This window comes from Bradyrhizobium sp. CFUWI (assembly GCF_056429085.1).
The window spans coordinates 275,001-297,433 of the sequence record NZ_JBWJZE010000001.1; the positions used below are offsets into that span (position 1 = coordinate 275,001).

At 64.8% G+C, this 22,433-nt stretch carries 22 protein-coding genes (1 of these 22 only partly in view); 11 read left to right on the plus strand and 11 right to left on the minus strand.

The window, feature by feature from the left end; genetic code table 11:
* Positions 1-439, plus strand: the 3' portion of a protein-coding gene (locus AC066S_RS01300) for a hypothetical protein (RefSeq protein WP_135170591.1). It extends 155 nt beyond the left edge of the window; only the last 439 of its 594 coding nucleotides appear in the window; its start codon lies beyond the left edge, outside the window; it ends in the stop codon at positions 437-439.
* 247 nt (positions 440-686) lie between these two features.
* On the opposite strand, the gene AC066S_RS01305 is transcribed toward AC066S_RS01300, so the two are convergent.
* The 5 genes from AC066S_RS01305 to AC066S_RS01325 form a co-directional block, all read right to left on the minus strand.
* Positions 687-1,775 (minus strand): TRAP transporter substrate-binding protein, encoded by a 1,089-nt coding sequence (locus AC066S_RS01305; protein ID WP_126259396.1) that lies wholly within the window; start codon positions 1,773-1,775, stop codon positions 687-689.
* Between the two features lie 183 nt (positions 1,776-1,958).
* Positions 1,959-3,272, minus strand: a complete 1,314-nt coding sequence (locus tag AC066S_RS01310) for an NAD(P)H-dependent oxidoreductase (protein ID WP_478268721.1) — start codon at positions 3,270-3,272, stop codon at positions 1,959-1,961.
* 159 nt (positions 3,273-3,431) lie between these two features.
* Entirely contained in the window at positions 3,432-4,232 is an 801-nt protein-coding gene (locus AC066S_RS01315; protein ID WP_478268722.1) for a phytanoyl-CoA dioxygenase family protein, read from the minus strand.
* A 119-nt stretch (positions 4,233-4,351) separates the two neighbouring features.
* Positions 4,352-5,026 carry a GntR family transcriptional regulator gene (locus tag AC066S_RS01320; RefSeq protein ID WP_478268938.1) on the minus strand — a complete coding sequence of 225 codons (675 nt, stop codon included), beginning with the start codon at positions 5,024-5,026 and terminating at the stop codon, positions 4,352-4,354.
* Positions 5,027-5,204: 178 nt separating this feature from the next.
* Positions 5,205-6,062, minus strand: coding sequence for a sigma-70 family RNA polymerase sigma factor (locus tag AC066S_RS01325; RefSeq protein WP_135170592.1), 858 nt, complete (start codon positions 6,060-6,062; stop codon positions 5,205-5,207).
* Between the two features lie 99 nt (positions 6,063-6,161).
* On the opposite strand from AC066S_RS01325, the gene AC066S_RS01330 reads away from it, so the two are divergent.
* Positions 6,162-6,617: a carboxymuconolactone decarboxylase family protein gene (locus AC066S_RS01330; protein ID WP_478268939.1), complete on the plus strand. Its 456-nt coding sequence runs from the start codon at positions 6,162-6,164 to the stop codon at positions 6,615-6,617.
* 49 nt (positions 6,618-6,666) lie between these two features.
* Here the strand turns inward: AC066S_RS01330 and AC066S_RS01335 are convergent, their stop codons facing one another.
* The gene (locus AC066S_RS01335) at positions 6,667-7,479 is read right to left on the minus strand and encodes an alpha/beta fold hydrolase (protein ID WP_126259401.1); all 813 of its coding nucleotides are present in this window, start codon (positions 7,477-7,479) and stop codon (positions 6,667-6,669) included.
* A 17-nt stretch (positions 7,480-7,496) separates the two neighbouring features.
* Complete coding sequence (locus AC066S_RS01340; RefSeq protein WP_478268723.1) at positions 7,497-8,315, minus strand: alpha/beta fold hydrolase; 819 nt, start codon at positions 8,313-8,315, stop codon at positions 7,497-7,499.
* A gap of 136 nt (positions 8,316-8,451) precedes the next feature.
* Here AC066S_RS01340 and AC066S_RS01345 point away from each other — a divergent pair, with 136 nt between their 5' ends.
* Complete coding sequence (locus tag AC066S_RS01345; RefSeq protein ID WP_135166208.1) at positions 8,452-8,994, plus strand: methylated-DNA--[protein]-cysteine S-methyltransferase; 543 nt, start codon at positions 8,452-8,454, stop codon at positions 8,992-8,994.
* A gap of 117 nt (positions 8,995-9,111) precedes the next feature.
* Here the strand turns inward: AC066S_RS01345 and AC066S_RS01350 are convergent, their stop codons facing one another.
* Both AC066S_RS01350 and AC066S_RS01355 read right to left on the minus strand, forming a co-directional pair.
* Entirely contained in the window at positions 9,112-10,656 is a 1,545-nt protein-coding gene (locus AC066S_RS01350) for an acyl-CoA synthetase (protein WP_478268724.1), read from the minus strand.
* Between the two features lie 158 nt (positions 10,657-10,814).
* Positions 10,815-11,987, minus strand: a complete 1,173-nt coding sequence (locus AC066S_RS01355) for an acetyl-CoA C-acetyltransferase (protein ID WP_478268725.1) — start codon at positions 11,985-11,987, stop codon at positions 10,815-10,817.
* Between the two features lie 211 nt (positions 11,988-12,198).
* Between AC066S_RS01355 and AC066S_RS01360 the strand changes: the two genes are divergently transcribed.
* From AC066S_RS01360 to AC066S_RS01395, 8 genes are all read left to right on the plus strand, one after another.
* A complete protein-coding gene (locus tag AC066S_RS01360; RefSeq protein ID WP_126259557.1) occupies positions 12,199-12,801 on the plus strand; it encodes a TetR family transcriptional regulator in 603 nt (200 codons plus the stop codon).
* 55 nt (positions 12,802-12,856) lie between these two features.
* Complete coding sequence (locus AC066S_RS01365; protein WP_126259406.1) at positions 12,857-13,615, plus strand: SDR family NAD(P)-dependent oxidoreductase; 759 nt, start codon at positions 12,857-12,859, stop codon at positions 13,613-13,615.
* Positions 13,616-13,826: 211 nt separating this feature from the next.
* Complete coding sequence (locus tag AC066S_RS01370; protein WP_478268726.1) at positions 13,827-14,633, plus strand: enoyl-CoA hydratase/isomerase family protein; 807 nt, start codon at positions 13,827-13,829, stop codon at positions 14,631-14,633.
* A 42-nt stretch (positions 14,634-14,675) separates the two neighbouring features.
* A complete protein-coding gene (locus AC066S_RS01375) occupies positions 14,676-16,547 on the plus strand; it encodes an AMP-binding protein (protein ID WP_478268727.1) in 1,872 nt (623 codons plus the stop codon).
* 162 nt (positions 16,548-16,709) lie between these two features.
* Positions 16,710-17,837, plus strand: a complete 1,128-nt coding sequence (locus tag AC066S_RS01380) for an acyl-CoA dehydrogenase family protein (RefSeq protein ID WP_478268728.1) — start codon at positions 16,710-16,712, stop codon at positions 17,835-17,837.
* A 121-nt stretch (positions 17,838-17,958) separates the two neighbouring features.
* Complete coding sequence (locus tag AC066S_RS01385; protein ID WP_478268729.1) at positions 17,959-19,203, plus strand: acyl-CoA dehydrogenase; 1,245 nt, start codon at positions 17,959-17,961, stop codon at positions 19,201-19,203.
* A gap of 123 nt (positions 19,204-19,326) precedes the next feature.
* Positions 19,327-20,571 (plus strand): acyl-CoA dehydrogenase, encoded by a 1,245-nt coding sequence (locus AC066S_RS01390; protein WP_126259411.1) that lies wholly within the window; start codon positions 19,327-19,329, stop codon positions 20,569-20,571.
* Positions 20,572-20,708: 137 nt separating this feature from the next.
* Positions 20,709-21,407 carry a nitroreductase gene (locus AC066S_RS01395; RefSeq protein WP_478268730.1) on the plus strand — a complete coding sequence of 233 codons (699 nt, stop codon included), beginning with the start codon at positions 20,709-20,711 and terminating at the stop codon, positions 21,405-21,407.
* A gap of 91 nt (positions 21,408-21,498) precedes the next feature.
* On the opposite strand, the gene AC066S_RS01400 is transcribed toward AC066S_RS01395, so the two are convergent.
* Both AC066S_RS01400 and AC066S_RS01405 read right to left on the minus strand, forming a co-directional pair.
* Positions 21,499-22,047, minus strand: coding sequence for a sigma-70 family RNA polymerase sigma factor (locus AC066S_RS01400; RefSeq protein ID WP_018316216.1), 549 nt, complete (start codon positions 22,045-22,047; stop codon positions 21,499-21,501).
* A complete protein-coding gene (locus AC066S_RS01405) occupies positions 22,047-22,280 on the minus strand; it encodes a NepR family anti-sigma factor (protein WP_164718820.1) in 234 nt (77 codons plus the stop codon). The genes AC066S_RS01400 and AC066S_RS01405 overlap by 1 nt, the downstream gene beginning before the upstream one ends.
* Positions 22,281-22,433 lie beyond the last annotated feature (153 nt).

Below are 22,433 nucleotides of genomic sequence, written 5' to 3' on the forward strand. Positions count from 1 at the left end.
CAAGCAGATTGTGCTGACCGACAAGCAGATCGACGGCGTGCTCGCCGCGCAAAAGGACATGGACGCGGTTACGGCAAAGCTTCCGGAAAACTCCGCGCCTGATCAGAAGGTGATCGCGCAGCTCGATGACGTCGCCAAGAAGCATGGCTTTGCCGGCTTGGACGACTACAGCAACGTCGTCGACAATATCAGCCTCGTAATCGGCGGCTTCGACCCCGCCACCAAGAAGTATGTCGGCACCGCCGCCGTGATCAAGGCGCAGATCGCGCAGGTGCAGGCCGACAAGAAGATGCCGGCCAAGGACAAAAAGGAAGCGCTCGACGAACTCAACGAAGCGCTGAAAACGCCGGCGCCCGCGGTCGAGAACAAGGGCAATATCGATCTCGTCGCCAAGCACTACGACAAGCTGATGGCCGCGCTCGGAGATGACGAGAACTGAGAATGTTTGTGGCGCGGCTGCTCGCGCTGCGCATTCGCGGCCGTAGGGTGGGCAAAGGCGCGCGCAGCGCGCCGTGCCCACGTGCTCCCTGCCTAAACAAACGCGTGGGCACGCTTCCGCCGCCTTCGTCTTTGAGCTACGGCGGACAAGTCGCTTTGCCCACCCTACGAGACCTTCATACACGCAAAAAAAGCCCCGGAGACATCTCCGGGGCTTTCGTCGTTTTGGGCTTCGTGGCGCGTTGCAGTTACGTCCGCGTCCGCATCCGCATCATGAAGCTGTCGAAGCTGAGCTCGGCGACCTGCATCCACGCCAGCGAATCGCTGCGGAAGGCCGTCAGGCTCGCATACATCTTGCCGAAATGCGGATTGCTCTTGGCGAGATCGGCGTAGATCCCGTTGGCTGCGCCATAGCAGGCTTCGAGCACTTCCTGCGGGAACGGCTTGAGGATCGCGCCGACAGACAGCAATCGCTTCAAGGCCGGCGGATTGACCGAATCGTACTTGCCCGTCACCCACGTGAAGGTGTCCAGCGAGGCCGCGCTGATGGCGGCCTGATAAGGCTTCGGCAGCGCGTTCCACTTTTCGAGGTTCATGATGTTGTGGCCTTGGCCGGTGCCTTCCCACCAGCCCGGATAGTAATAATACTTTGCGACCTTCACGAAGCCGAGCTTCTCGTCGTCATACGGGCCGACCCATTCGGCCGCGTCGATCGTGCCCTTCTCCAGCGCAGGATAGATGTCGCCGGCGGCGATCTGCTGCGGCACGCCACCGAGCTTTGCGATGATGGTGCCGGCGAAGCCACCGACGCGGAATTTCAGGCCCTTGAGATCGTCAACGGTCTTGATCTCCTTGCGGAACCAGCCGCCCATCTGCGCGCCGGTCGAGCCTGTCGGCACGCCGATGGCATTGTACTCCTTGAGGAGGTCGTTGAGCATGTCCTGACCGCCGCTCCACAGCAGCCAGGAAATGTGCTGGCGCGTGTTGAGACCGAACGGCAGCGACGTGCCGAACGTGAACGCCGGGTTCTTGCCCCAATAATAATACAGCGCGGTGTTGCCCATCTCGACCGTGCCGTTGGAGACGGCGTCGAGCACTTGCAGGCCAGGCACGAGCTCACCGGCAGCAAAGGGCTGGATCTGGAAACGATTGTCGGTGATCTCGGCAACGCGCTTGCAGAAATATTCGCAGCCGCCATAAAGCGTATCGAGTGATTTCGGCCAGCTCGCGGCGAGCCGCCATTTCACTTCCGGCATTGATTGCGCGATAGCTGGCGCTGCAACTGCGCTTGCGGCAAGGCCCAGCCCGCCTGCCGTCAGGAATTTACGACGTTCCATGCGTTTCCCTCCTGTGATGCCGAGTCCTCGACGAGGGATCGCGGTCTTGGCGCCGCTTTCGTCTTCGTCGCTGGCCGACGTTTCCTTATGTATGTCCGAAATTCAGTATTCCCGGATCGCAGCCAGCATGACCAAAGGGGAACCGCAAATCAAGCGCGCTTTGGCTGGTCCCCGCCAAGTCGGTCAATGCTGCGCTGCGAATGCGGTTTCCATGGCCTTGCGCGTCTTCACCGTTTCGTTGCCCGCATCGAATTCGACATCGCTCCAGCGCACCACCGCGCCGTGCGCGACGTCATGCTTCAACTTCACGCGGTGTGCGAGGCCGATGGGCAGCGCGCCGGCCTTCAGGCTCGCGGCCGCCGGTACCAGCTTGCCCCACACCGTGTAACCGCCCTCGCCGTCCAGCAACTCGCCCGCGCGCAAATTCCGCTTGGCGACTGCCGCCACGTCGCCGCGGAAGCCGCTGGCCTGGCCGGTCGGCTCGCCCCGCAGCGCGGCTGACAGCACCGAGATGTTCAGCTCGAGCCCGATCAGGTGATAGGGCTTGTACATCGCGGCATAGCGCCCGCTGGCGTCGGTCTTCAGGCCGTATTGCCGGAAGCAGTCGGCGGCATAGTCGCTCGGAGCCTCCAGCACGACGTAGACACCCCAGCGCAGGTCGCGGAACACCGGCCGGCCGTCGCGCTCGAGCGAGGAGACGACCTCGACCACGCCGGGCCGCTCCAGCACGCCGCCGCGCGACCGCGGCCGCATGATGTGCGGCAGGTCGTCGACGCCGCAGGGCGGAAACAGCAGGCCGTCAGCGGGCACGTCGAGCGCGCAGGCATTGGCGATCGCAGCCATCTCGATCGCCGATTTGGTGCCGTCGAGGAACGAGTTGAACATCTGCGGATTCATGCCGGCCGACTGCGCTTCGCCTGCGGTCAGGCCGTAATGCTGCCAGACGCCGTCAGGCGTCACGTCGTGGTAGGCCGGCAGGTATTTCGTGCCTTTGCCGGCGGCCACGACGCGGAAGCCGGTGGCGCGGGCCCAGTCGACCATCTCGGCGGTGAGCGCCGGCTGGTCGCCATAAGCGAGCGAATAGACCACACCCGCCTTGCGCGCTTCCTCGGCGAGCAGCGGCCCCGCCAGCACGTCGGCTTCGACATTCACCATCACGATATGCTTGCCCGCGGCGATCGCGGCACGCGCATGCTTGATCCCCGCGGCGGGATTTCCGGTCGCCTCCACCACCACATCCATCGCGCCGCCGGCGATGGCGCGCGCGCCGTCGTCGGTGAACATTGTTGCCGCGATACACTCCGCGTCCCAGCCGACGGTGCGGCAGGCCTCGCGTGCGCGGTCGCGGTCGATGTCGACGATGATGGGCACCTCCAGCCCGGGCGTGTGCGGCACCTGCGCCAGGAACATCGAGCCGAATTTGCCCGCACCGATCAATGCGACACGGACCGGCTTGCCGGCGGAGGCGCGGGCCTGGAGGAGGCGGAAGAGGTTCATGGGAATGGTCCGTGAGCGATATGGCTGTCAGGCGAGGTGAGCTATCAACGTTCGTCATTCCGGGGCGCGCGAAGCGCGAGCCCGGAATCTATTCTTCCGCAGTCTCTGCGGCCCAATGGATTCCGGGCTCGACGCTACGCGTCGCCCCGGAATGACAGTCTACTCCGCCGCCTGCCGCGGGGCACGGGCGAGCCGCAGCAGCGCATCGTCGTCCACGGTCTTGATCGGCGTAAAATCGCGATGGGCGATATAGTCCGGCCGCGTGGGGGTGCGGATGTAGTTCGAGACCGCGTTCAGCGTCAGATACACGATCTTGCGCGAATAGGGCGTGATGTTACCGCTCGAGCCGTGCACGAGATTGCCGTGGAACATCAGCATGCCGCCGGGCTTGCCGGTCGGCGCGACGATGCCGCCCTGCGCGACGAGGCGCGTCACCGTCGCCTCGTCCAGCGTCCACAGCGGATAGGAGGTGGTGGCGAGGTCGTGCGAGGCCTCGAGATCGCCGGCGTTCTGGCTGCGCGGCACCAGCATCAAGGGGCCGTTGATCGGCATCACCTCGTCGAGGAAGATCGCGATGTTCATCGCCCGCGGCTCCGGCATGCCGTCGTCGCGCTTCCAGGTGCCGTAATCCTGGTGCCATTGCCAGACGTCGCCGGTAAAGGCCGATTTCGCGTTGATCTTGAACTGGTGCATGTAGACCGGCTCGCCGAACAATTGCTCGACCGGCTCGATCATGCGCGGATGCGCGCCGAGGATGCCGAACGCCTCGTTGTAGAGATGCGCGGCAAACGCGGTGCGCGGTGCGCCGCTCTTCTCGCGCCAGACTTCCGGCCGGTTGGTGTCGTAAATGGCGACCGCCTCGCGCGCGAGCAGGTCGATCTCCTCCTGGGCGAACAATTCGGGCAGGAATAACCAGCCCTCGCGGTGGAAGAACTCCAATTGCTCCTGAGACAGTTTCATGGGCCGTCCTCCTTGGGTTTTTTGTTGTCGTTCCGGGGCGATGCAAAAGCATCGAACCCGGAACCTCGAGATTCCGGGTCGCGCTGTCGCGCGCCCGGAATGACGGCGAGCTTGTGTGGCTACGCCGCCTCGTTCGTCGCCCTCAACCTCTCCTCGGTCATCCGTCCCGCCGTTTGCGCATGCGCCAGCGCGGCGCGTTCGGCCGCGCTCGCATCGCCTGCGAGAATGTGCCCGGCGATGCCGGCGTGCTCGGCCCAGGCGCTGCCGCGATAGTCGAGCTCCGACAGCACCGTCGCCATCGAGCGGCGCATATGCGGCCATTGCGGCGCGATCGTCTCCTCGATCACGGGATTGCCGGCGAGCTGATAGATCGCGCGGTGAAAATCGACATCGAGCACGATGAGCTCGGCCAGAGTCGTGGTGCGGTCGATGCGGCCTCCGGCGGCCAGTGCCGCTTCCAACCGCGCGCGGCCGGCCGCGTCGTGTCCCGCGCGTATCGCAGCTAACCGGGCCGCCAGCGCATCGATCGCGCCGCGCACCTCGTAGAGCTGGCAGATACGCGCAGGGTCGAGCTGGGTGACCTCGAAGCCGCGCTTGCCGCTCTCGGCGACGAGACCCTGCCGGTGCAGCAGATGCAGCGCGTGCGATACCGGCTGGCGGGACACGCCGAGCTTGTCGGCGAGCTCGTTCTGGCGGATGCGCTGGCCGGGCTCGAGCGTGCGGTCGGAGATCGCCTCCAGGATGCGCGCATAGACTTGGTCGATCAGGTTCGGGAGCGGGTCGAGGGGGATCACGCCGGCAGCTCCGAAGTAGGAATACGGAATTCCGTATTCGACGCTACGCTCTGCCAGGGAGGTCGTCAAGCGGTATCGGAGGGTGCGCAATGCCCTCGCGTGGCGTTAGCTAAGCGATTGATATCGCTAGGCCCGTCTACTGTGCATGGGGTTGTTTTCGCGATATTGCGTTCGGGCCTCAGCCCTCCAGCACCTCCACCTCCAGCGCGGCGATCCGCTCCGCATCAGCCAAGGCCTCGATCCCGGCAATGCGGTCATTCTTGAATGTCACGCGCACCGCGATGCGCAGCTGCCCGCCGAGGATGACGGCCACGCCGATCTCGCCGTCGACCAGCGCCGTCCGCGCCGCCTGGGCACGACCCTTGTAGAGCTGCGCGACCGCATCCGCGCCGCGGATCTCGGCCAGCGTGCCGAGCCGCACCGCGGCCTCGTCGGCGCGGAAGACGACGTCGGGATCGAGTACGGCCAGCAGCCCCTCGAAATTGCCCTCGCGCGACGCTTTGAGGAAGGCATCGACGATGGTGCGCTGACGCGACAGGTCCGTCTCGGGGACCGGCGCCCCCTGCACGCGCCGCCGCGCCCGGCTGGCGAGCTGCCGCGACGCCTCGACCGAGCGGCCGACGATCGGCGCGATCTCCTCGAAGGGCACCGCAAACATGTCGTGCAGCACGAAGGCGAGCCGCTCCGCAGGCTGCAGCGTTTCCAGCACGACGAGCAGCGCCGCGCCGACGGAGTCGGCCATCTCAGCCTCGCGCAGCGGCGTCTCGTCGACCGGCTCCGGCACATGCGGGCCCATCGGTTCTTCCTTGCGCGATTTGCGCGCGCGCAGCATGTCGAGGCAGATGCGCGCGACCACGGTGGTCAGCCAGCCGCGCAAATTCGCGATATCGGACATGTCGTAGCGGCTGACCCGCAGCCAGGCCTCCTGCACGGCATCGTCGACCTCGGCGCGGGAGCCCAGCATCCGGTAGGCGACCGCGCGCAAATGGTCCCTGCTGGCCTCGAACTGTTCAGTGAGAAAATTTTGTTCGGTCATCGGTCACATTCCCTCGTCGCGATCCGTCATGCCCATGACGAAGCCGATCCGGCCGATGTGACCGGAACCTTCGAAATTCGAGCGATGGAGACGAAAATGATGCACGCCCGCATGAATCACCCCGTCATGGTGCTCCCCGAGGCCATGAATGTCCTGCAGTCCCTCGGCAACCTGACCAAGCAGGGCCTGCCGGAAAAGCTCCTGGAACTGGTGCACCTGCGCGCCAGCCAGATCAACGGTTGCAGCGTCTGTGTCGACATGCATCCCAAGATCGCCCGCAAGTTGGGTGAGACCGACGAGCGCCTGTTCGCCGTGTCCGCCTGGCGCGATGCGCCCTATTTCACCGAGGCCGAGCGCGCTGCGTTGGCGCTGACCGAGGCCGTCACCCGTCTTGCCGATCGCGAGGATCCGGTGTCGGATGCGGTCTGGAGCGAGGCCGACAAGCACTTCGACGAACGCGAGCTCGCGACGCTGATCCTGTCGATCGCGACCATCAATGTCTGGAACCGGCTGAACGCAGCGATCAAGATGCCGGTCGGTGTGTGGAAAGCGTGAGGTCTTGTTTTTCGCCTCTCCCCGCTTGCGGGAGAGGTGAACAGCACTGCTACTCCGCCAAGAACCGGTTCACCACCTCGCCGAACTCCAGCGGCGCCTGCTCGAACATCCAATGGCCGGCGTTCGGAATCACCGCCGTCTCAGCTCCCGCGATGTGGGCGGCCAGCACGCGCCACAACACCGACAGGCTTCCTGTCGTCGCGCCGCCGCCGATCAGCAGCGTCGGCGTCCTGACCGCCTGCGCGTCCTTGAGCGTATAGGGCCGGCGCTGCTCGTTGATCTGGCCGAGGAAGGTGAGCACGTTGTCGCGCAGCTGCTGCTTCGCCGCCGCCGGAACGCGCCGCCAGGCGCCGTCGCCTTCGATGCCCTCGTAGAAATTCTGCAGCGCGCCCTCGAGATCGCCGGCGCGGATCATCTCGACCGAGCGCGCCGTGCGCGCCGCCAGCGGCGGATGCGCGGGCGTGCCTTCGGGCACGGGCAGGCTGGCGTCGAGATCGCCGCCCGGCTCGGCCAGCACCAGTTTTCGCAGCAGATCCGGCCGCGCCTGCGCCACGCGAAACGCGATGTGGCCGCCGCGTGAATGGCCCATCAGATCCACGGGCGCGGGCTTCACCTGCTCGATGAACGCGATCACGTCGGCAACGTGCTGCGCCATCTTGTAGTCATCGCCGACGGCGTCCCAATGCTCGGGGAAGAAATGCCGCAGGCTGACCGCGATCACGCGATGGGTCTTCGACAGAGGACCGAGCACCGAATACCAGGTGCGGAAATCACCGAGCGTGCCGTGCACGCAGACCAGCGGCCGGCCACTCCCGACTTCGAGATAGGCCATGTCGTAATCGTTGACGCGAAATGTCTGCATGATCAGCTCGCCAAGAATCAACTTGCTAAGTAGTCCAGGACCACTTCGGAGAATTTTTGCGGCGCCTGCTCGAACATCGGATGCGTCGCGTTCGGAATGATTGCGGTCTTGGAATAGGGCACATGCGCGGCCAGCGCATGCAGCACTCTCGGCAGCAGGCCCTTGGTCCGCGCCCCCAGGATGAACAGCGTCGGCATCTTGATGGACTCCGCATCCGCCTTCGAGAAGGGCGGGCGGTTGTCGCGGACCTGGCCGATCAGCGTATAGGCGTTGTCGCGAAGGTTCTGCTTCACCATCGCCGGCAGCCGCGGCCAGGTGCCGGCGCCTTCCAGCGTGTCGACGAAAACGGCAAGGCCGCCGTCGACGTCGCCGGCGGCGATCTTCTCGGCCGAAGCCGTGAAGCGCGCCAGCAGCGGCGAGGGGCCGCCGACATAATCGGGATCGAGGCTGGCATCGAGCTCGCCGCCGGGCTCCGCCAGGACGAGCCGTCGCAGCAGATCGGGGCGTTGCTGAGCCACGCGAAAGCAGATGTGCCCGCCGCGGGAATGCCCCATCAGGTCGACGGGGCCAAGGTCGAGCTTCTCGATGAAGGCGATCACGTCCTGGACATGCTGGGCGATCGAATAGGTGTCGCCGATGCCGTCCCAGCGGTCGGGAAAGAAATGCCGCAGGCTGACCACGATTGCCCGGCGCTGCTGCGTCAGCGGTCCGAGCACGCAGCCCCAGACGCGGAAGTCGTTGAGCGAGCCGTGCACGCAGACCAGCGGCGGCCGGCCCTTGTCCTCGCCCACGTCGAGATAGGGCATGTCGTAACCATTGACGTGGAGGCTTTGCATTCTGGACTCGCGAGGCAGGCGGAACTCCTGTGCAAGATTCCCGGAAACCGGGTGGATCGCAACTATTTCCAAGCCTAGATTTGGTCCGAGATCACGATGGGGGCATGCGACGAGGACGCAAGCCAGGAACCAAATCATGACCGACCAGCATTTTGCCCTGTTCGATACCAGGATCGGCCTTTGCGCCATCGCCTGGGGCCCGCGCGGCATCAACGGCACGCAATTGCCCATGGGTGGCGAGCAGAAGATCCGCACCCGCATCAGCCAGCGCCACGCCGAGGCCACCGAAGCCGAGCCGACCGCCGAGGTGCGCGAGGCGATCGACCGCATGACAAGACTGCTCGCGGGCGAGCCGGATGACCTCACCGACATTCCGCTCGATCTCGACGGCGTGCCCGAGTTCAACCGCGGCGTCTATGAGATCGCCCGCGCGATTCCGCCGGGCAAGACCATCACCTATGGCGATATCGCCAAGCAGCTCGGCGGCGTGCAGCTGTCGCGCGATGTCGGCCAGGCGCTCGGCCGCAACCCGTGCCCGATCGTGGTGCCCTGCCATCGCGTGCTCGCCGCCGGCAACAAGCCCGGAGGCTTCTCGGCCAACGGCGGCGTGGTGACCAAGCTGAAGATGCTCGAGATCGAAGGCGCGCTGGTGAACCACACGCCGAGCTTGTTTGATTGAGACGGCTTGCGCCGGCGTCGTAGGGTGGGCAAAGCGAAGCGTGCCCACCACCTTTATCGAAATCGAGAGATGGTGGGCACGGCGCTTCGCGCCTTTGCCCACCCTACGAATTCTCCCCTAAATCTTCGCCGCGGTCTTCGGCCAATACCGATCGCGCAGATGCCGTTTCACCAGCTTGCCGGTCGGTGTGCGCGGCAGCTCGGGCTCGAAATCGATCGAGCGCGGGCACTTGATGGCGGAGAGGCGGCCCTTGCAATAGGCGATCAGATCGGCCTCGAACGCCTTGCCGGCACGCGTCATGTCGTGCGGCTGCACCACCGCCTTGACCTCTTCGCCCATTTCCTCGTTCGGGACGCCGAACACCGCGACGTCGGCGACGTCAGGGTGGGTGATCAGCACGTCCTCGGTCTCCTGCGGATAGATGTTCACGCCGCCGGAGATGATCATGTAGGACTTGCGGTCGGTGAGATAGAGGAAGCCGTCCTTGTCGAGGTAGCCGACATCGCCGAGCGTCGACCAGCCCCTGGCATTATAGGCCTTCTTCGTCTTCTCGGGATCGTTGTGATAGGTGAACGCGGGCGCGTCGGCGAAATAGACCGTTCCGATCTCGCCCACCGGCTGCTCCTCGTCGTTGTCGTCCAGAATCTTGACCTTGCCGACCACGGCGCGGCCGACGCTGCCGCGATGCTCCAGCCATTGCTGCGAGCTGCAGACAGTGACGCCGTTGCCTTCCGAACCCGCGTAATACTCGATCAGGATCGGCCCCCACCATTCGATCATCCTTGCCTTGACGTCGACCGGGCAGGGAGCGGCGGCGTGAATGGCGCCTTTGAGCGTGGAGACGTCATATTTGGTGCGGACCTCGTCCGGCAGCTTCAGCATGCGCACGAACATGGTCGGCACGAGCTGCGATTGGGTGACCTTGTACTTCTCGACCAGCTTCAAGAACTCTTCGGCGTCAAAGTGCTCCATGATGATGGAGGTGCCGCCGAGCACGATCGCCATCATGTTGAAGCGCAAGGGCGCAGCGTGATAGAGCGGCGCCGGTGACAGATAGATGCTGTCGGTGTTCATGCCGCACATGTCGGCGCAGAGTACGCGCAGAAGTGGACTCGGCTCGTCGATGGGCTTGCCTTCAAACCCCTTCTTGACGCCCTTGGGCCGCCCGGTAGTGCCGGACGAATACAGCATGTCGTAGCCGGCGACCTCGTCGGAGATCGGCGTCGTCGGCTGCGCCGCGGCTTCCTTGTCGTAGGAGCGGAAGCCGGGCAGCGGCTCGTCCATCATGTAGAAGATCGGCTCGCCGGCGGCGCCCTTGTTCAGGCCCTTGATCTGGTCGGCGCATTTCGGCGTGGTGATCACGACCTTGGCGCCGCAATCGGCGATGATGTAGTCGATCTCGTCCTGCTTCAAATAGCGGCTGATCGCAGTGTAATAGAGCCCGCTGCGCTGCGCAGCCCAGCACAGCTCCATGAAGGCGAGACGGTTCTCCATCAATAGCGCGATGTGGTCGCCGGCCTTCAGCCCGAGCGAGCGAAACAGCTGCGCGCCCTGGTTCGAGAGCTCGTCGAGCTCGCGATAGGTGATCGCCTTGCCGGTGCCGGCCATCTGGTAGGCTATCTTGTCGGGCGTGGTGCGGGCGTGGATGGAGGGGTGGGTCATGGGCTGCTTTAATACCGGCGAATGGATGTGACGTTCCCCGGACGCAGCGCAGCGCGTAGCGGCGCGCTGCAGATCCGGGGTCTCCACTGTGAGGCATGGGTCCCGGCTCTGCGCCGCAGCGTTTCACGCTGCAGCGCGTCCGGGACACGAGAGAGGACCTACAGCCGCTCCACGATCGTCACGTTGGCCATGCCGCCGCCTTCGCACATGGTCTGCAGGCCATAGCGCTTGCCGCGCTGATGCAGGGCGTGGACCAGCGTCGTCATCAGCTTGGTGCCGGAGCCGCCGAGGGGATGGCCGAGCGCGATGGCGCCGCCGTTGACGTTGAGATGCTCGGGATCGGCGCCGGTGGTCTTCAGCCACGCGGTCGGCACCGAGGCGAAGGCCTCGTTGACCTCGAACAGGTCGATATCGCCGATCTTCATGCCGGCCTTCTCCAGCGCGCGCTTGGTCGCGTGCAGCGGCGCGTCGAGCATGATGACGGGGTCGCCGCCGGTCATGGTCATGTGATGGACGCGCGCGAGCGGCTTGACGCCGAGCTGCTTCAGGCCCTTCTCGCTCACCACCATGACGCCCGAGGCGCCGTCGCAGATCTGACTGGCGCTGGCCGCTGTGAGCTTGCCGTTCTCGGCGATCAGCTTGACGCCCCTGATGCCGTCGAGCGTGACGTCGAAGCGGATGCCCTCGTCGATGTGGTGGGTGTCCTTCGAGCCGTCGGCGCGGGTGATCTCGAGCGGCACGATCTCGTTCTTGAAGTGGCCTCCTTGCGTCGCCGCGATCGCGCGCTGATGGCTGTCGTAGGAATATTGGTCGAGCTCGTCCTTGGAGAGGCCGTACTTCTCGGCCATCATCTCAGCGCCGGTGAACTGGCTGAACACGATATTCGGGTACTTCTTCTCGATGCCCGGGCTCTTGTAATTGCCAAAGCCGTTCTTGGCGGGAAGCTGCGAGGACAGGCCCATCGGAACCCGGGTCATCGATTCCACGCCGGCCGCGATCACGACGTCCATGGCGCCGGACATCACGGCCTGCGCGGCGAAGTGCAGCGCCTGCTGTGAGGAGCCGCACTGGCGGTCGATCGAGGTGCCCGGCACGCTCTCCGGCAGCTTCGAGGCCATGACCGCGTTGCGCGCGACGTTGTTGGACTGCTCGCCGACCTGCATCACGCAGCCCATGATCACGTCCTCGACCAAGGCAGGATCGACCTTGGTGCGGTCGACCAGCTCGTCCAGCACCCTCGCGGCGAGATCGGCCGGATGCCAGCCGGCGAGGCGGCCCCCCTTGCGCCCGCCGGCGGTACGCGCGGCGGCGACGATGTAAGCCTCGGCCATGTCGGTTTCTCCCTGAATTCTTGCTTTGGGTTGGTTGTCGGGGACGGATTTAAGGGACGGGAGATCGTTTAGTCAATCGATCAATTAACTCTTGTGATGAGGCGCTGCTTGGGCTTATCTGCGCTCCGCTCCGAGCGGCGAACAGGGAACTTCCGTGGCTACCAGCGTACCGAACAGGCTCCCCAGCGGGAAGAATTCCACGGCGGAGAAATTGCTCGTGGCCGCGAGCGAGCTGATGATCGAACGCTCCTCGATCGAGATCTCGCTGTCCGACATCGCACAGAAGTCGGGCGCCAACGCCGCCCTGGTCAAATATCATTTCGGCAACAAGGACGGCTTGCTGCTGGCGCTGCTGGCGCGCGATGCCGCAACCGAAATGTCCAACCTCGAATACCTTCTGGCGCAACCGATCACGGCGACGGCGAAGCTCAAGCTGCATATCGCCGGCATCATCCGCGCCTATCACCGGTTCCCCTATATGAACCGGCTGATACACTATCTCCTGCACGAGACCAGTGCCGACTCGGCCGATGAGGTCTCGAAGTTCTTCGTCGCACCGCTGCTGGATTTTCACCGCCGCCTGCTGGCCGAAGGCGTCAGCCGCGGCGAATTCCGCCAGACCGATCCGGTGTTGTTCTACACCAGCCTGATCGGTGCCTGCGATCATTTGTTCTTCGGCCGGCATGCGATGTCCCGCGCGACCGGCGTCGGCCCGGTCACCGATGACGTCTGCCGGCAATATATCAAGCACATGGAAACGCTGATCTGCGGCGGCATCCTCACGCAGGCCGGGGAAGCCGTTGCAGCCGGATGATCCGGCTGAACCTCTTAAAGTCCAGAGAAGAAACGCCCAAGGAAAGGTACAAGCGATGCAGTTGAAAGACGTAGCCGTTCTCATCACCGGCGGCGGCTCAGGCCTCGGTGAGGCGACCGCCCGCGCCATGGCGGCCAAAGGCGCCAAGATCGGCGTGATCGACCAGAACAAGGACAACGCCGAGAAGGTCGCCGCCGAAGTGAAGGGCGTCGCGCTGCATGCCGATGTCACCAGCGAAGAGCAGATCAAGGCGGCAATCGCGAAAGCCGAAGCCGCGCATGGCGTCGCTCGCGTACTGATGAACTGCGCCGGCATCGGCGGCTCGCAGCGCATCGTCGGCCGCGACGGCGTCTATCCGCTCGAAAAGTTCGCGCGCATCATCAACGTCAATCTGATCGGCACCTTCAACTGCCTGCGCCTGTTCGCCGAGCGCCTCGTCACGATCGAGCCCGTCGGTGAAGAGCGCGGCGTCATCATCAACACGGCGTCGGTCGCGGCTTACGAAGGCCAGATCGGCCAGATCGCCTATTCGGCGTCGAAGGGCGGCGTGGTCGGCCTGACCTTGCCGGCCGCGCGCGATCTCGCCAGCCAGAAGATCCGCGTCAACACCATCGCGCCCGGCCTGTTCTTCACGCCGCTGCTGATGGGTCTGAACGAAGAGGCCCGCAAGAGCCTCGGCGCCCAGGTGCCGCATCCCTCGCGTCTCGGCGATGCCGCCGAATACGGCTCGCTCGCCGTGCACATCGTCGAGAACCCGATGCTGAACGGCGAGACCATCCGCCTCGACGGCGCCATCCGCATGGCGCCGCGGTAAGCGGTGTTCTTCTTACCCTCCCCTGGAGGGGGAGGGTCGATCGCGCGAGGCGCGAGCGGGGTGGGGTGATCTCTCCACACGGGCAGCGTCTCAAACGGAGAGACTGTCACCCCACCCCGACTCACATTTCGCTGCGCGCAATGTGAGTCGACCCTCCCCCTCCAGGGGAGGGTGGGAGACCGTCTCCGTGTGGCACGAAAGGACGAGCCCCATGTCCCAACCGTTGCTGATCGAGCATGACGACGGCGTCGACCGGGTGACGCTGAACCGGCCTGAACACCTCAACGCGCTCGATCCTGCGCTGATCGACGCGCTCAACGTCTATTTCCAGGGCCTGCAGCGCAACCGCGACACGCGTGTCGTGGTGCTCAAAGGCGCCGGCAAAAATTTCTGCGCAGGCCTCGATCTCAAGGCGGCGATGGCGCGCCGTGCCGGGCAGCAAGAACCGCCCGGCGTCACGGAGTCGCTGGATTCGCAACGCCGCATCGCCGACATCGTGATGCTGATGCGACGTTGTCCGCAGCCGATCCTGTCGCTGGTGCAGGGCGCGGCCGCGGGCGGCGGCTTTGCGCTGGCACTCGCCTCCGACATCCGCATCGCGACGAAATCGGCGCGGATGAATTGCGCCTTCATCAAGCTCGGCCTCGGCGGCTGCGATATCGGCACCAGCTATTTCCTGCCGCGCCTCGTCGGCGTCTCCGTAGCATCTGAATTGATCCTCACCGGGCGCTTCATCGGCGCCGAGCGGGCGCTTGCGGTCGGCCTCGTCTCGGAGGTCGTGGACGAGGACAAGCTCGACGAAGCGGCCGAGCCCTATGTCGAGGCGATGATGACGGCTTCGCCCGTGGGGCTGAGGCTCTCAAAGGAATGCCTCAACATGAGTGTCGATTCCGGTTCGCTGGAGGCTGCGATCGCGATGGAGGATCGCAACCAAGTTCTCTGCAGCCGCTCGGAGGAATTTTCGGAAGGGATCAGGGCCTTCCTTGAGAAGCGAAAGCCTGTCTATATCAAGCGCTGAACCACGAAGATCCGCGAAGGACATAATTCCGGGAGACGCAAAATGGGTGGAAGCGCGGCGGCGGTGATGACGAAGCCCGCCTTTCGCAAAGTGGAGTGGCTCAAGCGCGACATCGACGTCGAGCGCCGCGCCGACGGCACGGTGGTGCTGAAGTCGCGCATTCCGCTGCAAGCTTACGAGAAGCACATTCCGGCGTCGCTGGCGAAGTGGGCGAAGGAAGCGCCCGAGCGCATCTGGCTGGCGCAGCGCGGCGGCCCGAACCGCGAATGGCGCAAGGTCTCCTATGCTGAAGCCAAGCGCACCGTGGATGCGCTGACGCAAGGCCTGCTCGATCTCGGGCTCGATGGTCGCCCCGTTGCGATCCTCTCCGGCAATTCGATCGAGCATGCGCTGATGACGCAGGCCGCGATGCAGGCACGCTCACCGGCGGCGCCGGTGTCGCCGGCCTACTCGCTGATGAGCCACGATCACGTCAAGCTGAAGTACCTGTTCGACCTGATCAAGCCGGCCGTGCTGATGGTGCAGGACGGTCCGACCTTCGAGAAGGCGCTGAAAGCGCTCGATCTCGCCGGTGTCACCGTGGTTCACGTCGCGCGGCCTTGTGAGGGCATCACAAGCGTCAGCTTTGCCGAGTTGGCGGCCACGCCGGTGACAAAGGACGTCGAGGATTCGATCGCAAGAATTACGCCGCAGACCGTCGGCAAGCTGCTGTTCACGTCGGGCTCGACCGGCATGCCCAAGGCCGTCATCAACACGCAGGAGATGATGTGCGCCAATGCCGCGATGATGATGCAGGTGCGTCCACGCTCGCCTGATGGCCCTGTTGCGACCATGCTGGACTGGATGCCGTGGAATCACACCATGGGCGGCAACGCGGCATTCCACCCGATCCTGATCGATGGCGGCACGCTCTATATCGATGACGGCCGGCCGATGCCCGGCCAGTTCGAGGAGACGCTGCGGAACCTGCGCGAGATCTCGCCGACCTATTACGCCAACGTGCCGGCCGGCTATGCGGCGCTCGCAGCCGCCATGGAAAAGGACGACGCGCTGTGCCGCTCGTTCTTCAAGAATCTGTCGATCATGGCCTATGGCGGCGCGCGGCTGCCTGACGATCTCTATGACCGCATGCAGGCTCTCGCCGTCAAGACCACCGGCGAGCGCATCGTGTTCTACACCGGCTGGGGCTCGACCGAGACCGCGCCGACCTCGACCGGCACCTATTGGGACACCGAGCGCGTCGGCCTGATCGGCCTGCCGTTCCCCGGGGTCGAATTGAAGATGGTGCCGTGCGGCTCGAAATACGAGCTGCGCCTGCGCGGCGTCAACGTCACGCCCGGCTATTTCGGCCAGCCGGAGCTGACGAAGAAGATGTTCGACGAAGAAGGCTTCTACTGCATCGGGGATGCCGGAATTTTCGTGGACGATACCGATCCGGTGAAGGGCATCATCTTCGCGGGGCGGGTGGTCGAAGATTTCAAGCTCACCACCGGCACCTTCGTGCATGTCGGCTCGCTCCGCACCGATGCGATCGCAGCCGCAACGCCGGTGGTGCATGACGCACTGGTCGCGGGACAGGACCGGCCGTTCATCGGCTTGCTGGCCTGGCCGAACCTTCACGCCTGCCGGCAGCTCGCCGGCAATCCCGATCTGAGCTTTGCCGATGCGGTGAAGCACCCTGAGGTGCTTGCCTGCTTCAGGCGCGGGCTGGAAGCGCATAACAAGGAATGCGAGGGCGCCAGCAGCCGCATCATCGCGCGCGCCATGCTGATGGTCGAGCCGCCCTCGATCGACGGCAACGAGCTCACCGACAAGGGCTACATCAACCAGCGCGCCGGCCTTGAGCGGCGCGCCGCGCTGGTGGAGCGGCTCTATGCGGACACGCCGGATGACGAGGTGATCGTGCTGCGATGAAGTACTTCTCTCTCCATTCGTCATTCCGGGGCGCGCGTAGCGCGAACCCGGAATCCATCGGGCCGCATACGCCTGGAGAAATGGATTCCGGGCTCGCCGCTACGCGGCGCCCCGGAAATGACGGTCTCAATAGAAGTGACAGACAATAAGAGGTAGCCCGCCATGAACTTCGATTTCTCCGACGACCAGAAGCAGCTCCGCGACCAGGCGCGCAAATTCCTCGCTGAAAAGTGCTCGCCCAAGGCGGTGCGCGTGGTGCTCGACGGCAAGGCGCCTTACGACAAGGAGCTGTGGAAGGGCCTCGCCGAGATGGGCTTTCTCGGCGTTGCGATTCCGGAAGAGTTCGGCGGCGCAGGGGCCGGCCATCTCGAGCTCTGCGTGATCGCGGAGGAGATGGGCCGGGCCAATGCGCCGGTGCCGTTCTCCTCGACGGTCTATCTTGCCGCCGAAGCGCTGCTGATCGCCGGCAGCGAGGCGCAGAAGAAGAAATGGCTGCCTGCGATCGCCTCGGGCGAAGCGATCGGCACGCTGGCGCTGTTCGAGGGCAAGGGCAATCCGTCGCCGAAGAATGTCAAGCTGACGGCTGCGAACGGCCTGCTCAACGGCGTCAAGAAGCCCGTCCCCGACGGTGCCATTGCAGACTTTGCGGTGGTTGCCGCGCGCACCGGATCGAGCGGGCGCGACAGCGACATTTCGCTGTTCCTGGTCGATCTGAAGGCTGGCGGCGTCGAGGTGAAAAGCCTCACCAATCTCGATCCGACCCGCGGGCAGGCCGAGATCACCTTCAAGGACGCCAAGGCGGAGCCACTCGGCGCCGCCGGCGAAGGCTGGAGCATCCTCACAGAGGTGCTCGACCGCGCCGCGGTGCTCTGCGCGTTCGAACAGGTCGGCGGCGCCGACCGGGCGCTGGAGATGGGCCGCGACTACGCGCTCGACCGCATCGCCTTCGGCCGCCAGATCGGCTCGTTCCAGGCGGTCAAGCACATGCTCGCCGACATGTACGTCTCGGCGACGCTGGCGCGCTCCAACAGCTATTACGGCGCCTGGGCGCTCTCGACCAACGCCGCCGAGCTGTCGGAGGCCGCGGCCGCCGCGCGCATCAGCGCGACGCAGGCCTTCCAGCACTGCGCCAAGAACAACATCCAGGTCCACGGCGGCATGGGTTTCACCTGGGAGTTCGACTGCCACATGTACTACCGCCGCGCCAATGCGATGGCGCTCGGGCTCGGCAGCCTCAGCTATTGGGAAGACCAGTTGATCGACCGCATGCGCAAGAAGAACGCGGCGTAAGCGCCGATTTGTAGGATGGGTAGAGCGAAGCGAAACCCATCGCCACGCGGAGATTGAAAGAGATGGGTTTCGCTGCGCTCTACCCATCCTACGAGATGAATGCGCGGCTGAGGACTGAACCATGAACTTCGACGACACCCCGCAGGAAGCCGAATTTCGCGCCACCGCGCGTGCCTGGATCGCGGCGAATGCGCCCAAGCAATATGAGGAGGAGCTGCGCAAATCCTCGCTCGGCCGCACCGTGCTCAAGAACGCCAACATCCTGGACGTCGCAAAGGCCTGGCAGAAGAAGAAGGCCGATGCCGGCTGGGCCTGCCTGCACTGGCCGAAGGAATATGGCGGCCGTGGGTCGTCGCCGATCGAGCGCGTGATCTGGCAGCAGGAAGAGGGGCCGTTCGGCCAATTGTCCCGCATGTTCATCATCGGCCACGGCATGTGCGGGCCGACCATGATGGCGTTCGCGCGCGAGGAGCACAAGCGCACCTATCTGCCGCCGCTCGCCTCCGGCGAGAAGGTCTGGTGCCAGCTGTTCTCCGAGCCGGCCGGCGGCTCCGACGTGGCTGGCTTGCGTACGCGCGCGGAGAAGGACGGTGACGACTGGATCATCAACGGACAGAAGATCTGGACCTCGGGCGCGCATTATTCCGACTATGGCATCTTGCTCACGCGCACCGATCCGACCGTGCCCAAGCACAAGGGTCTCACCATGTTCTTCCTGGACATGAAGAGCCCCGGCGTCGAGGTGCGGCCGATCAAGCAGGCGAGCGGGGCGTCCGACTTCAACGAGGTCTATTTCACCAATGTCCGCATTCCCGACCACCAGCGCCTCGGCGAGGTCGGCGACGGCTGGAACGTCTCGCTGACCACGCTGATGAACGAGCGCAGCGCGATCGGTGCGGCGGTCTCGACCGGCTTCCCTGAATTGTTCGAGTACTGCTCCAGCCTGATGCTCGACGACGGCCCTGCGATCGAGGACCGCGCGGTGCGCTCGAAGCTGGCGAACTGGGCGGTGAAGGCGAGCGGGCTGAAATATACCAGCATGCGCACGATCTCGGCGCTGTCGAAAGGCGAGCGGCCGGGGCCGGAAAACTCCATCGGCAAGCTGGTGGCGGGCTCGATGATCCAGGACGTCGCTACCTACGCACTCGATCTGCAGGGGGCCGCGGGCGTGGTCAGCGGCGAGGCTGCCGAGCTGGCCGGCCGTTTCCAGGCCATGCTGCTGCGCGCGCCCGGAACGCGCGTCGAAGGCGGCACCGACGAGATCATGCGCAACATCATCGCCGAGCGGGTGCTGGGCCTGCCCGGCGATATCCGTGTCGACAAGGACGTGCCGTTCAACAAGATCCCGACGAAGGGAAGAGGCTAGAATCGTAGGGTGGGCAAAGGCGCGGTACGCGCCGTGCCCACCAACTCTGTCGAGAACGAAACGTGGTGGGCACGCTTCGCTTTGCCCACCCTACGCACCCGCGCAAGGATTGAGAGGTCCGCCATGAATTTCGACGACACCCCGCAGGAAGCCGCATTCCGCGAGACCGCGCGCAAATGGATTGACGCCAATGCGCCGAAGGAGCTGCATGCCGAGCTGTCAAAATCCTCGCTCGGCCGCATTCGTCTTGCCGGCCGCGATATCGTCGAGGTCGGCAAGGCCTGGCAGAAGAAAAAGGCCGATGCGGGCTGGGCCTGCCTGCACTGGCCCAAGGAGTATGGCGGCCGCGGCGCGACACCGATCGAGAAGGTGATCTGGCAGCAGGAGGAAGGCGTCTACGGCAAGCTGACGCAGCCGTTCCAGATCGGCGAGGGCATGTGCGGCCCGACCGTGATGGCGTTCGGCAGCGAGGACGCCAAGCGCCGGTACTTGCCGAAGCTCGCCTCGGGCGAGGAGATCTGGTGCCAGCTGTTCTCCGAACCGTCCGCCGGTTCGGACGTGGCCGGTTTGCGGACGCGTGCCGAGAAGAAGGGCGACGATTGGGTCGTCAACGGCCAGAAGATCTGGACCTCGGGCGCGCATTATTCCGACTATGGCCTTTTGATCGCGCGGACTGATCCCAATGTGCCCAAGCACAAGGGGCTCACCATGTTCTTCCTGGACATGAAGAGCCCCGGCGTCGAGGTTCGCCCGATCAAGCAGGCCAACGGCATGCAGGAGTTCAATGAGGTCTATTTCACCGATGTGGTGATCCCGGACAGCCAGCGGCTCGGGGCGGTCGGCGACGGCTGGAGCGTGTCGCTGACGACGCTGATGAACGAGCGCATGTCGATCGGCGCGCGGCTGGCGACCGGCGTGCCTGAGATGTTCGAATTCTGCTCCAACCTCATGCTCGAGGATGGCCTGGCCATCGACGATCCCGCCGTGCGCTCGAAGCTGGCGAGCTGGGCGGCGAAGTCGAACGGGCTGAAATATACCAGCTACCGCACGATCTCGGCGCTGTCGAAGGGCGAGCGGCCGGGGCCGGAGAACTCGATCGGCAAGCTGGTCTCAGGCATGATGCTGCAGGACATCGCGACCTACGCCATGGACCTGCAGGGTGCGGCCGGCGTTCTCACCGGCAGCGACGAGGAAACCGTGCAGGGCCAGTTCCAGCAGATGCTGCTGTCCTCGCCCTCGATGCGCATCGCCGGCGGCACCGACGAGATCCTGCGCAACATCATCGCCGAGCGCGTGCTGGGCCTGCCCGGCGACATCCGCGTCGACAAGGACGTGCCCTACAACAAGATCCCGACCAAGGGGCGGTGATTTTTCTCGTGTCCCGGACGCGGTGCGGCGCGAAGTGCCGCTCCGCAGAGCCGGGACCCAGGAGCCACAATGGGCCCCGGCTCTGCGCCGCATCACTTCGTGCTGCGTCGCGTCCGGGCACGAAAGCGAGACGAGCCATGGACGCTACAGTCAAACAGAACGACCGCATCGACGTGCTCGAAGAGCTGCTCAACGAGCGCTACTCCGTCCGCGCGTTCCTGCCAAAGCAGGTCGATCGCGCGACCATCGAGCATGTGCTGACGACCGCGCAGCGTACCGCGTCCTGGTGCAACAGCCAGCCCTGGCAGGTCGTCATCGCCAGCGGCGAAGCCAAGGAGCGTTTTCGCCAGGCGATCTACGCGGAAGCTTCAAAGGGTCTCGGCGACGATTACGATTTCACGCCCCCGCGCGAATATGTCGGCGTCTACCTCGAGCGCCGCCGCGAAAGCGGTTTTCAGCTCTACAACACGCTCGGCATCGCCCGGGGCGACAGAAGCGCTTACGCCAAGCAGGCGCTGGAGAACTACAATTTTTTCGGCGCACCGCATGTTGCGATCATCCACACCAACGAGCCGCTCGGCATTTACGGTGCGATCGATTGCGGCGCCTATGTCTCCAATTTCATGCTGGCCGCGCAGGCGCTCGGGCTCGGCACCATTCCGCAAGCCGCGCTTGCGCGGCACTCCGGATTGATCCGCCGCCACTTCAACCTGCCCGACGATCGCCGCGTCGTCTGCGGCATTTCGTTCGGCTATGCCGACCACGCCCACAACGTCAACAGCTACCGCACCTCGCGTGCAAGCGTGGCCGAGACCGTGACCTTCGTGGAGGAGTGATCGGCGCGGGCGGCGCGGTTCTCGCACGCATGAAAAGGCGGCCGCGGAAGCGGCCGCCTTCCTGGTGTCTCGAACTTGACGACGCCGGCGGTCAGCCGCCGCTGCCGCCGATCACGGCCCGCACGGTCTCGTCCGGCCCGAAGTCCTCGGCGCCGTCGACATAGAGCAGGGCGGCGAGCTTCGAGCGCGCGCGGTTGACGCGGCTCTTGATCGTGCCGACTGCGCAGCCGCAGATCGAAGCCGCGTCCTCGTAGGAGAAGCCGGAGGCGCCGACCAGGATCAACGCTTCACGTTGGTCCTGCGGGAGCTTGTCGAGCGCCGTACGGAATTCCTCGAATTCGAGATGCGCGTTCTGCGACGGCTGTGTCTTCAGCGTCTTGGCGTAGTTGCCCTCGGCATCCTCGACCTCGCGCCGCCGCTTGCGATAGTCCGAGCGGAACAGGTTGCGCAGGATCGTGAACAGCCACGCCGGCAGGTTGGAGCCGGGCTGGAACGAGTCGATGTTGGCGAGAGCGCGGAGCAGCGTCTCCTGCACCAGATCGTCGGCGCGGTCGGCATTGCCGCTGAGCGAGATGGCAAACGCGCGCAGACTAGGTACGGCCGCCAGGATGTCGTTACGCAGGGAGTCCGTGAGAGGCATTAATCCCTCCCATTGTTGTTGTCGTTAGATCCCCCGTCATTTTCCACTTGGGGTGTGGCTCCCTGGGCATCAAGCTTCTTGATCAGTTCTGCGAACCGATCCGGAACCCCCTGCCGCACCACGTCGTCATACATGGCGCGGAGCTGATGCCCGATCCGGGATTGAATCTCCGGAGTGAGCCCTCCCTTGCCGGGGGTCGTGCTTCTGGTTGCTTGAGACTTGAGATCTTTCATGACCTGTTCCACGTTTCCCCGAGTTAAGTTACTGTAAAATCGAGAAGTTTTCTCAACCGGGAGCCGTTCCCTGAATAGGCACAATTCCAGGTTCGAGAAAAAGTTCCCCCTCTGGCGGAACTTTTCTTGGCGTGAGGCGTAAACAGCCAACAG